The sequence below is a fragment of the Acinetobacter sp. GWC1_38_13 genome, from assembly GCF_001767535.1.
GTDB classification, from domain to species: Bacteria; Pseudomonadota; Gammaproteobacteria; order Pseudomonadales; family Moraxellaceae; genus Acinetobacter; species Acinetobacter junii.
On sequence record NZ_MELG01000058.1, the window covers coordinates 1 to 11,525 of the forward strand.

Genomic DNA, 11,525 nt, shown 5'->3' on the forward strand with positions numbered 1-11,525 from the left:
ATTTGGGACTCGTACGAGATCGACTGATTCAACTCAAAGATGAACGTCAAATTATTAAGCATGTGCCGAAATATGTACCCGCAGGACAGACCACGCAAATGGTGGTTGGCGCACATCAAGAAACCGATCAAGACGTACTTGTAATGGCAGATCGACATTACAAAGAATTTAAACTCAAACGTGTCTATTTCTCAGGTTATATTCCAATCAACACAGAAAATAATTATCTTCCTGCTGTCGGTTCAGCACCACCTTTGTTGCGTGAAAATCGTCTTTATCAAAGTGATTGGTTGATGCGTTTTTATGGTTTTGAAGTCAATGAAATCGTCAATGAAAAACACCCACATTTAGATTTGGATGTAGACCCAAAACTGAGTTGGGCGTTGCGTCATCCCGAGCAGTTTCCAGTGGATTTAAATCGTGCTGACTATCGTATGATCCTTCGTGTACCAGGTATCGGCGTAAAGTCAGCCAAGAAAATCGTGCAAGCGCGTCGTTTTGGCAAGATACATACTGATTTATTGAAGCAACTCGGTGTGGCGTATTCACGTGCCCAGTTTTTTATTCGCTGTGAAGACAGTCCACGCTTTCAAAAGGAACTTTCTACGACTGATATTCGTCAGCAAATACTAACGCAGGGTTCATCCAAGTACGTGAAACAACTGTCACCTCAGTTGAGTTTAGGATTCTAAACATGCTCAGTGATGGTGTGGTTTATTACTATTTTGATGGCTCTATGGTCGGTTTACTCAACTGCGTATTTCGTGCTTTTCAATTCAAAGAGTTTCACGTGCAACTGCGTTTAAACCAAGGCGCACAGCATGGTTTATTTGCCACGGTGGTTGAAATTCCAAATCACGAGCAACATGCAGCACGTGTTTGGTCAGCTTTACAGCAGAAATTATCGCATTCATCTTTGAAACAATTTTATTTTGCCTATTTATCGGAATCTTTGGATGCCTATCAGCATTTATTTAATTACTGTATCTATGTCTTTCGACATCAACATTCAGTTGAGAAGAATTATTCGCATCCCAGTGTTTTAGCGATATCGCAATGGACGAAAAAGGTCGGGCGAGAAAAGCATCGTATGGAAGCATTTGTGCGTTTTAAGAAAACCACAGATGGATTGTTTTTAAGTTTGGTTCGCCCTGATTTTAATGTGCTGCCTTTAATACAGCCGCATTTTAAGCGTCGTTATCAAGATCAACGTTGGTTGATTTATGACGAACAACGTAAATATGGATTGTATTATGATTTACGTGAAATTCACGAGGTGTCTTTAGATACTCATCAGATTGACCGTAATATCGAAAATGGTGCGAGTCAAAACTTCCAATTAGAATTAGATGAACAAGAAGAATTATATGATCAACTTTGGAAAGATTATTTTAATAGTATCAACATTAAAGAACGTCAAAATTTGAAATTACATGTGCAATATTTGCCTAAACGTTATTGGCGATATTTGAATGAAAAATACGTTTGATCTTCTCTCTTATTTAAAGCGATAAAAAAAGCGCCGTAGCGCTTTTTTTGTATTTAGAGGAAAAACCAGTAAACAAATATTGAAACCAGTGCGATACATAAAATATTGAGGATAAAGCCAATTCGCATCATTTCACTTTGTTGAATATGCCCCGTACCAAATACAATCGCATTCGGTGGTGTTGCTACAGGGAGCATAAACGCACATGAAGCACCGATTCCGATGACAACCACAAGAATTTCTTTTGGAATTCCCATTTGATCAGCGATTGCTGCAAATACTGGAACCAGCAGAGCAGCCGAGGCTGTATTACTGGTAAATTCAGTTAAGAAAATAATAAATGCAGCTACAATCACGATGACTAGGAATGGTGAGGCATCACCAAATGCATTTGCCAGAGTTTGCCCAAGTACCAAAGAAGAACCAGAGTCTTTTAAAACGGCACTTAAAGTTAAGCCACCACCAAATAGCATTAATACGCCCCAGTCCGTATTGTCTGCAATATCTTTCCAAGTGGCGATTCCTAAGATCACGACCATACAGGCTGCGAGTACTGCAATCCATGTATCAGGTTGAGTAATTCCAAACTGTTCGCTGACGCTTTTACCAAAAATCCATGCCAATGCAGTGATAGCGAAAACTAACATGGTTAGAATACGATCACGGTTCCAAGGGATAGTTTCTGTTCTGAATTCCACACGATGATTAAGTTTAGGTCTAAGCACGATATACAAACTAAATAACATCGCAGGGAAAATGATGAGCATCATAGGCAAACCGACTTTCATCCAGTCTGCAAAATCATAGCCTAATGCTTTCGCTGCAATCGCATTGGGTGGAGAGCCAACTAAAGTACCTAAGCCGCCAATACTTGCTGAATAAGCAATACCTAAGAGGATGAATACGAAAGTTTTACGTTCTTTTTGCGCATCAAAATGTGAAAGCAAACCCAATGCAAGTGGAAGCATCATAGCCGCGGTAGCAGTATTTGAAATCCACATCGACAAAACGGCTGTGACCAAACAGATGGCTAAAACAGCTACTCCCAGATGCCCTCTAGACATTGCAATAATCCACATGGCAATTTTTCGATCTAGTTTTTGCACATGCAATGCAGTTGCCAAGGCAAAACCACCAAAAAATAGGAAAATCGTAGGATCAGCAAAAGTACTCAGTGCTTTAGTGGTAGAAATGGCTTCAATCTCACCATCTCCTCCCACACTCGGCATACCGACGAGAACCGCGAGCACAGGGACTAGCAATGCCGTGATGGTGATGTGAATGGCTTCAGTCAGCCATAAAATACCGATAAATAACAACAGACTTAGACCTTTATTGGCATTTTGGTCATAAGGCAAAATTTCATATAAACCGAAAGACAGCAGTGCTGCAATTGCAATAATCACCCAGCCACGGATTAAGCCTTTGGGCATGGCATTGGTGGGTGTTTCGAGGTGAGGAACATTCATAAAATATCCTTATTTGAGTTGTTCTAGTTGCGATAGCGTATACAACTGAATAACCATAAAGTCTTAAAGAACTAGAAGTAAATATTAAGTTCTGCCATCTATGTAAAATCTTTTTAAATCATGTTGATTCCCTGCCACAGTGCATTGGTACCGAGTACAGTCAAAATGACTAAAATAAGGCGTTTGAATTTTTGTTGAGAAATATGAATTCTGATCTTAGAACCAAGATAAATAAAAAATAATGAAAAAATCGTAATTGCACACAATAGATATATCTGTGCCTGATCAAAGGTCAAAAGCGTTGGGTAGAGTATCGAGAGCTGGATTAATTTGCTGGCAAGAAAGCTAATGTTGGTAATCATCACGATGTCATTTTTACTGTGCTGTGTACTTAACAAATACATCATCAAAAATGGAGCCATCGCATTGGTTGCGCCTCCGATCACACCTGCAAGCAACCCAAATATGAGCATGTTTTTAATTGAGCGACGTAGGTGCAAAGGTTGCGATCTAAATTGATCTAATACATAGAGCCAAATGACCATCCCTAACAACAGCTTGAGATAACTTTCATCAATATAAAGCAGTAGCATGACGCCAAACAGGCTTCCAATCAGGCTACTACCGATAAGACTCCAGTAATTTTTTACATAATATAATAGGGAGATCGGGGCTTTTTCATGCGTCCCTAACACACTCAGATTCATGATAATACAAGGAATAAGTACCATCGCGATGGCAGTCTGTAGAGGGTGAAACAGAGACAATGCTGCTGTACTGATCATCGGAAATCCGAAACCACTCAGACCATGTAGTAATGCTGCTAATGCACACAGCAGCAGTGTTAAAAACTCAGTTTTATACAAAACAGTTCTCTAGCACAGTATTGAATTGATTAATCATCGGTATTGGTTAATTTATAATATTTGGTAAAAATTGCTTGAATAATAGATTATCAGATTATCTCATATCTTTAAGATGTAACTTGAATACACCTTATTTGGCTTTGCGCGTATACTTGCTTCGTTCGAAAATCAAAACATCCAACCAGCAAGGTGCATTGTGAACTTGACCCAATTAGACTGGATAAATTTACTAAAACCTAATTATAAAGTTCTTCCAGTGAAAGAACGTTTGTTCTCAGGCTTTGGCGCACTGTGTGGTTTGGCGATTTCTTCTTTGATTAGTTGGTATGTATTGGGCGGGATGAATGCCTGGTATATCGCGCCGATGGGTGCATCTTCCGTTTTATTATTTGCAGTTCCAAATAGTCCATTAGCACAGCCTTGGAATGTGGTGGTTGGTAATACTTTAGCGGGATTTATTGGGGTGGCTTGCACCCAGCTTTTACCTGATTTAACCACAGCATTTAGTGTGGCTGTTGGATTGGCTATCTTTATGATGATGACCACAGATTCATTACATCCACCAAGTGGTGCTGTAGCCATTACTGCGGTTTTGGGTGGAGAAGCTGTACATAAGCTCGGCTTTCATTTTATCCTTTACCCTGTATTACTCAACTCAGTTTTATTACTTGTTTTTGCAGTGTTTTTTAATCGACTGATTGGGCGAAATTATCCGACTATGCCTCATCTGAATGAACGCTCCAAAGACCCAACACCTACTCAAAAAGTATCGATTCAACCCAAAGATATCGAATATGCCTTAGAGCAACACACTGAACTATTAGATATCAGCCAATACGATTTAGAGAAAATCATTTTAGAAGCACAAGAGCATGCGAATGAGCGATTAAATCATTCGTTCGTGTGTCAGGATATTATGAGCCGTGATGTAATCAAATTATATGAGAATGACGATATTCATCAGGCTTTGGATAAGTTTAAATCGGTTAATTTAATGAGTTTGCCAGTTGTGAATGATCAAGAGCAATTGGTTGGAACTCTAGCATTGTACGAAGTTGTTGAGTGGTTCAAAGGAGCCACTGATCCGCGCAATTCTTGGCAACATTATGTGAAACAGATTATGAGTCGTCGAGTTGTGAAAGTTGATCCATTACAACCGATTCAAGATCTTGTACCTTATTTTGTTGAAAAATCTTTTAATTATATTCCTGTGGTCGAAGAACTGCGTTTAATTGGAATTATTAGTCGGGCTGATATGATTGCGGCTTTGCATCAGCAAATCAAACAACAATCATCTGTATTGTGAGCAAAAAAAAGCTACGGTTGTATAGGGGTAAATCCAACCGTAGCGACCAAACTAAAAAATAAGATTAACGTTTGATTCCTTGATCTTCATACACTGTTTTGACAGGTTGGTTGTAACCTTGTACGTGCTCAACTCGATTCGCCTGTCTTTTTGGAATGACTAACCACATGATTAAATACACCAAAATACCTGGGAAAGCGGCGCTCATAATTGAAATAATCACAAAGATTAAACGTAGTAAATTCGCATTCCAACCAAAACGTTCAGCAATACCGCCCATTACACCAGCGATCATGCTTTGTTGGTTTGAGCGATATAAACCAGAATTGGCCATCGAGTTTTTCTCCTTAAATAAATGAAACAACAGGGAAAAATCAAAAAATTGAGATAATGTGCTGTTGTTATATTAGAGATAGGGTCAAATTCATTTTTTTAAAGTTTCTGTAAGCGAGAGAATAGTTACGGTATGTAAAGAATTGATGGAAAAACCGACACTATCGCCTAAAATGCACCGACTTAACGCATCTTGCGATAGCAACCTGCGATTTCAGACTCATCGTTACTTTATTTCTATTCCTTTTGTAGATGTGTAAATGTATATCCTGTTCTTTATGATTTACACGGGGTGGAGAGGTCTTGAATAAAATGAACGATGTTGATGTTAGAGAATGATGAATATGCAGTTTCGGTTATTCTTACAGCCCCTCAGTGTAGGAACTCTATTGGTTTTAGGTTTGACAGCATGTGATGGTCATCATACTGAACCAGCGGTATCACACAGTCAAACCCAGCCTAAACCTGTTGAGGCGGCTGTATCGACTGTGCTTGTAGATGATCAAGCAGTTTCCAGTGAAGGTGTTGCTTTAACTAAAGTAGCAGGTCAGGCAACCATTCCTCATGTTGCATCGAAACATATAGAAAAACCATCACCGCAAGATTTGATCTATGCCGGGCGTTATCATGCGCGTATTCCATGTTCTGATCCTTTTGCTGGATGTGTGAACAATGAAAACGAAGCCGAATATATTATTAATTTACTAGATGATGGATCTGTATTTTGGACCAATACCAGCTTTGGACGTTTGGGCACTGATTCATCACAGAATATTGCCAAAATTGAACAGACCTGTAAGCAGGTTCATTGGCATGTTCATAAAGATCAAAATGAAATCATGATTCGTTGTGATGCAGCGGATGTGAATTTGTACTATAAAATTAATGCGAATCAAGATTTGGTGATGAATTTAGACAAGATTTGGAATGGTGATCACGGACAAAATCGGAAGTTTTTTAACGAATATCCGTTTCCTAAGAAAGCCTATGTTTTTGAAAAAGTAAAATCATGATGGATTCAAATATAAAAAAGAGCGCTTAAGCGCTCTTTTTTATGCAGTTTCGATTAGTAATCGAAGCTGAAGTGTTCTGGTGCAAGAGAAGTCAATGTACGAGAAGTCGATACCATTGATTCTGCATGACCTTGAGCACGTGGCAATAAACGGTCAAAGTAGAAATCTGCAACTTTGATTTTTGCTTTATAGAATTCTGGAGTTTCAGCACCGTTACCAGCTTCTAATTTTTCAGAAGCGATTACAGCTTGTTGAGCCCAGAAGTAAGCCATCATTACATAACCAGAGAACATCAAGAAATCATTAGAAGCAGAAGATACGATGTCACGGTCTTTACGCGCTGCAAGCATGATGCGAACAGTTAATGTATTCCATTGAGCGCAAAGCTTAGTTAAGTCCCAAGCGAAGCGACGTAAATACTTGTTGCGAGCATGTGCAGCACAGAATTTTAAGATTTCAGCAGTATAGTCACGAACAACTTTACCTTTTGAGCTTAAAAGCACTTTACGACCTAATAAGTCAAGTGCTTGGACACCTGTTGTACCTTCATACAATGTTGAGATACGTGCATCACGTGCGATTTGTTCCATGCCCCATTCTTTGATGAAACCATGACCGCCATATACTTGGATACCATGGTTTGCAGCTTCCAAACCTAATTCAGTCAAGAAACCTTTAAGAATTGGAGTATAGAAACCAAGTTTGTCATCGGCAGCTTCATAAGCAGCTTGATCACCACTTGCCAGCGCATCAGCCATTTTATCTGCAAGTTTGGCAGCGTGATAAATCATTGCACGACCACCTTCAGCTACAGCTTTTTGAGTTAAAAGCATGCGGCGAACGTCTGCGTGGTGAATGATCGCATCAGCAACACGCTCTGGCTCTTTTTTACCAGAAAGTGCACGCATAGACATACGGTCTTTCGCATAAGGTAAAGCACCTTGGAAAGAAAGTTCAGCGTGTGCGATACCTTGAACAGCTGTACCAATACGTGCAGTGTTCATGAAGGTAAACATGGCATGTAAACCTTTGTTGATTTCGCCGATTAAGTAACCAGTTGCGTTATCAAAGTTCAATACAGCAGTTGCTGAAGCACGGATACCCATTTTGTGTTCGATCGAACCACAAGAAACCGTGTTACGCTCACCTACACCACCATCAGCAGTTGGGATGAACTTAGGCACGATAAATAAAGAAATACCACGAGTACCAGCAGGTGAATCTGGAAGACGTGCAAGTACGATGTGGATGATATTCTCTGTTAAATCATGCTCACCTGCAGAGATGAAGATTTTTGTACCAGAGATTTTGTAAGTACCGTCAGCAGCAGCTTCTGCTTTAGTTTTTACTTGACCTAAGTCAGTACCACATTGAGGCTCAGTTAAGCACATTGTGCCAGACCAAGTACCTTCAACGAGTTTAGGCATATATGTATTTTTTTGCTCATCAGTACCGAATTGCATGATGGTGTTCATACAACCTGTACTTAAACCAGGATACATCGTGAACGACCAGTTCGCAGTACCCATCATTTCTGATTTGATAAGGTTTAAAGACATTGGTAAGCCTTGGCCACCAAACTCTTCTGGATAAGAAAGACCTTGCCAACCACCCATTACGAATTGGTCGTATGCTTCTTTGAAGCCTTTAGGAGTAGTTACTTCGCCGTTGTTAAAAGTACAACCTTCTTCGTCGCCAGACTGGTTGATTGGAGAAAGTACGTTTTCGCAGTAATCAGCCGCACCTTCAAGAATCATGTCAACTGTATCAGCATCAGCATTTTGACCACTTGTCAAAGTTTGGTAATGTGCTGGATAATCGAACACTTCATTCATTAAGAAGCGAATATCACGGAGCGGGGCTTTATAAGCTGGCATAATCTTAATCCTGTATTTGAATCGTTGTGGATTATCTGTATCAGTACTTTGATTATTCACAGTGGTGATGAAAATACATTGATAAACACTGTGGAAAAGACTGTCAGAAAAGCTAATTAAGGCTAAAAACACTTAGTTGAAAATTCAATTTTCTGTTAAAGTTTTAGACTCGTTTTGAATATGAAAATGATCCATTTAGTAATTGAAAATATAACGATATAAAGGTGTTTGATAAAGCTATGCGTTTAAAATATTTAACATTATGTTTGTTTGGTCTTAGTATTTCAGGTTGTTCTCAGCATGTCATTAAAACCAATTCAAGCTCTTCTAGTTTAGAGCAAAAAGCAATAAATAGCATCAATGCGATGTACGAATATCCGAGCTACGACTATCGGGGGAAATTTAATATTCATGTTGACCTTGATCAGCATAAAGCTGAAGCAGATCAACAGAAAGATGTTTTAGATGCTGCTTTGAAACAAAAGGTTGATCAATATCTGCGCGAGCAAAAAGTCAATTTGGATGCAAAACAAAAACAAGCACTATATAAAGCTTTGGCAGAGCAACCGAAAGGTTTGGGCAATAGCAAGTTTGATAAATTTGCTCGAGTAATGGCTAACATTTTAAATGATATGCAATTTGAGTATGATGGATCTGTGCATTATCGACAAAAGATGGGCTCGTTTAACCTCACTGCTCGTTATGAAAAACCAACCTTATTGGTTCAAGCGAAAGTTCCGATGGTTTTGGATTTAAATAACTACAAGTTCTACATCAATTATTTTGCATTGATGCCGTACTTGGTGAATAAAGAAAATCAGAACAATTTAGCGTATTTAGATTTTTCAAAATACCAAGGTTTGTTTAAACAAGTTGATTACAAGAAATTTGCAGAATACATCAAAGCATCGAGTGCTATTTACTATCGTTTAGCTGATCCAAACAGTATCCAAACTTTGTCGGTGAGTTCTGCTGATCAAGCTGCGGGTGTGGTAGAGAAAATTCGTTTAAAAACCACAATTGAAGAGCTGGTTCTGCAAGCGAATCTATATAGCAAAGTGAATGAAAAATACTTAATGCAAAGTATTTTGAAATTTGATGAGCAAAATCTTGAAAAATTGATTTCAGAGCAAGACAAAACAGACACTGCTTCAAAGGCTGAACAAAGTGGCACTTTATTAAATTCAAAGGCAGCAGCTGATGATGCGAGTGTGGTGAGCCAAGAGTTGTATCGTTTAGTGAATCAACACTTTGGAGTAGAAGAGCCAGAGGATGAATATACTGAAGAGGCAGATGCAACCAAAGTCGCAGCAGAGGATGTGGCTCAAGAAGCTGAAGATATCACAGAAGAGGCTGATGCCGTTGCAGAGTCTGCTACTGCAACAGAACAAGTGTTAACAGCCGAGCAATGTACAGCATTACAAAATGCTGCCAAAACAAATTTTGGTGATATTCAGTATTGTCAAACCATGTACGATGTTGATGTTTTGGGTGAACAGAAAACGCCATCGGGTTTCTTGTCTTATATTGAAAAATTGGTCGCAGTTGAAAAAGAGTTTGTTCAATACGATCAAAATCAATTTATTGATGATCAGGGCTTTAAAGCACTTTGGCTGAAGCATCAAGCAGATATTCAAAAAGCATTACCACCCGTTGAAAAGCGTAATCCTTTCGTGATGGATGTTGGCTTGGATGCACAAGGACGTGCAGTCAAACTTGATTATGACTTGAATTATGCACTGCCTGAGCTGAAGTCGAGCTTTAATATCAAAGCAGATATGCTGGTGACAAATTACGGTAAAGCAACCCCGATTGATCAAGCTCAGTTAAAGCAAGCTAAAACATGGGCGGAAGCGAGTAAGGGTTCTATCCTTGAACAAGCGATCGGCAGTTTCTCTGAAAAATTAGGTCAAACAGGCATTCAAGAGCGCTCAGCACAGCCTTATACATTATCTTTGGATGATCAGCTCAAAGTAATTGCTGAGCAGCGTTACGATGCTACACAGTCATATGAACAAACCTACAAAGCTGTGTTCATTGCTAAATTGGTTGAGAGTAATCCAATCCTTGCAAAACGTTACACTTCTCAAGAGCTACAAGAAGTCGCAAGTGTTTATGCTTATTGGTTCTCAGATGAAGAGGTATATAGTCCTGAAGGTAAGGCTCTAAAACAGATCGAAAGCTTACAGAAAAAACACCATTTGGAGCAAGAAGATCAGTTTGATGATAAGTTGGGTCAAGCTGTAAATCGTTTAGTCACAGATGCAATGCGTGGTGACCAAGACCGTCAGCAATGGAAAAAGCTAAAAGCTCAATATAAGCAACCACAGCAATTGTTTGCGAAACAATATCAAATCCAGTTTGAACAAACCAATGGTATTTCGAGCGAAGAAAAGATCTTGTTGGAGCAAACAGCGAATGTGCTGGGGCAAGTATATATAGACGCACGTAAAAATCAGCTTTCTGATAAATCATTGAAGGCACTGAAAATTGAACATAATGAATTTATTGATTATGAAATCTTCAAAGATGTTTATCAGAAAATGATAAGCACAAAATAATTCAGTTAAAAAAGAACCTGCATCATGCAGGTTCTTTTTTATGGTTTGATTTATAAGAAGTCTTTTAATTCAGGTTTCACGCCATTCCAAATAGAGAAAGCTTCAATGGCTTGCCCCACTAGCATGCCGAATCCATCTGTAGAAGGAACTTGTCTAATAAGGGCTTGATCAAGGAAACTTGATGGTTTTCCGTATGCCATTTCGTAGGCGTGATGAAAAATAAGTGTTTGAGGTAATTGCAAAGCTTCACCCGTTAAACTTGCCGAAGTCGCATTAATGACGATGTCAAACTCACCTGTCAGTTGATCTAGGCAGATTGCATGTAGTTTAGTATCGGGCACAGCCGTTTTTAGATCTTCAACCAATTGTTCTGCACGGGCTAATGTACGGTTGGCAATCACAATTTGTTTTGCACCAGCTTGAACCAGTGGATAAATCACACCGCGTGTTGCGCCACCCGCGCCCAAAATCAAAATACGGCTATTTGCTAAGTTCCAATTCAAAGCTTGTATCGCTGCAACTAAACCTTGCCCATCGGTATTATCACCATATAGTTGACCGTCTTGCATCCATAAAGTATTGACTGCTTTGGCAATCTTGGCACGTTCAGT

10 protein-coding genes are annotated in these 11,525 nt (G+C 39.2%); 5 read left to right on the forward strand and 5 right to left on the reverse strand.

The window, feature by feature from the left end; translation table 11 throughout:
• Both A2003_RS05805 and A2003_RS05810 read left to right on the forward strand, forming a co-directional pair.
• Positions 1-692 (forward strand): helix-hairpin-helix domain-containing protein (locus A2003_RS05805; RefSeq protein ID WP_353743760.1); only part of this gene is annotated, 692 nt, incomplete at its 5' end.
• Between the two features lie 2 nt (positions 693-694).
• Positions 695-1,489: a TIGR03915 family putative DNA repair protein gene (locus tag A2003_RS05810; RefSeq protein ID WP_112986992.1), complete on the forward strand. Its 795-nt coding sequence runs from the start codon at positions 695-697 to the stop codon at positions 1,487-1,489.
• A gap of 53 nt (positions 1,490-1,542) precedes the next feature.
• On the opposite strand, the gene A2003_RS05815 is transcribed toward A2003_RS05810, so the two are convergent.
• Complete coding sequence (locus A2003_RS05815) at positions 1,543-2,958, reverse strand: SLC13 family permease (RefSeq protein ID WP_004909459.1); 1,416 nt, start codon at positions 2,956-2,958, stop codon at positions 1,543-1,545.
• A 113-nt stretch (positions 2,959-3,071) separates the two neighbouring features.
• Positions 3,072-3,824 carry a sulfite exporter TauE/SafE family protein gene (locus A2003_RS05820; RefSeq protein ID WP_112986993.1) on the reverse strand — a complete coding sequence of 251 codons (753 nt, stop codon included), beginning with the start codon at positions 3,822-3,824 and terminating at the stop codon, positions 3,072-3,074.
• 196 nt (positions 3,825-4,020) lie between these two features.
• On the opposite strand from A2003_RS05820, the gene A2003_RS05825 reads away from it, so the two are divergent.
• Positions 4,021-5,130, forward strand: a complete 1,110-nt coding sequence (locus tag A2003_RS05825; RefSeq protein WP_039908578.1) for an HPP family protein — start codon at positions 4,021-4,023, stop codon at positions 5,128-5,130.
• A 64-nt stretch (positions 5,131-5,194) separates the two neighbouring features.
• Here A2003_RS05825 and A2003_RS05830 read toward each other — a convergent pair whose 3' ends face one another.
• Complete coding sequence (locus A2003_RS05830) at positions 5,195-5,464, reverse strand: PspC domain-containing protein (protein WP_004760601.1); 270 nt, start codon at positions 5,462-5,464, stop codon at positions 5,195-5,197.
• A 343-nt stretch (positions 5,465-5,807) separates the two neighbouring features.
• Between A2003_RS05830 and A2003_RS05835 the strand changes: the two genes are divergently transcribed.
• The gene (locus tag A2003_RS05835; protein WP_112987000.1) at positions 5,808-6,476 is read left to right on the forward strand and encodes a hypothetical protein; all 669 of its coding nucleotides are present in this window, start codon (positions 5,808-5,810) and stop codon (positions 6,474-6,476) included.
• Positions 6,477-6,529: 53 nt separating this feature from the next.
• On the opposite strand, the gene A2003_RS05840 is transcribed toward A2003_RS05835, so the two are convergent.
• Entirely contained in the window at positions 6,530-8,353 is a 1,824-nt protein-coding gene (locus A2003_RS05840; protein WP_004909455.1) for an acyl-CoA dehydrogenase C-terminal domain-containing protein, read from the reverse strand.
• 239 nt (positions 8,354-8,592) lie between these two features.
• Between A2003_RS05840 and A2003_RS05845 the strand changes: the two genes are divergently transcribed.
• Complete coding sequence (locus tag A2003_RS05845; protein ID WP_112986994.1) at positions 8,593-10,914, forward strand: hypothetical protein; 2,322 nt, start codon at positions 8,593-8,595, stop codon at positions 10,912-10,914.
• Between the two features lie 50 nt (positions 10,915-10,964).
• Here A2003_RS05845 and A2003_RS05850 read toward each other — a convergent pair.
• A partial coding sequence (locus tag A2003_RS05850; RefSeq protein WP_286686953.1) for a shikimate dehydrogenase occupies positions 10,965-11,525 on the reverse strand: 561 nt, incomplete at its 5' end.

Coding starts and splice junctions, on each gene's coding strand:
- A2003_RS05810 (WP_112986992.1), top strand. CDS start 695: ATGCTCAGTGATGGTGTGGTTTATTACTATTTTGATGGCTCTATGGTC.
- A2003_RS05815 (WP_004909459.1), bottom strand. CDS start 2,958: ATGAATGTTCCTCACCTCGAAACACCCACCAATGCCATGCCCAAAGGC.
- A2003_RS05830 (WP_004760601.1), bottom strand. CDS start 5,464: ATGGCCAATTCTGGTTTATATCGCTCAAACCAACAAAGCATGATCGCT.
- A2003_RS05835 (WP_112987000.1), top strand. CDS start 5,808: ATGCAGTTTCGGTTATTCTTACAGCCCCTCAGTGTAGGAACTCTATTG.
- A2003_RS05840 (WP_004909455.1), bottom strand. CDS start 8,353: ATGCCAGCTTATAAAGCCCCGCTCCGTGATATTCGCTTCTTAATGAAT.
- A2003_RS05845 (WP_112986994.1), top strand. CDS start 8,593: ATGCGTTTAAAATATTTAACATTATGTTTGTTTGGTCTTAGTATTTCA.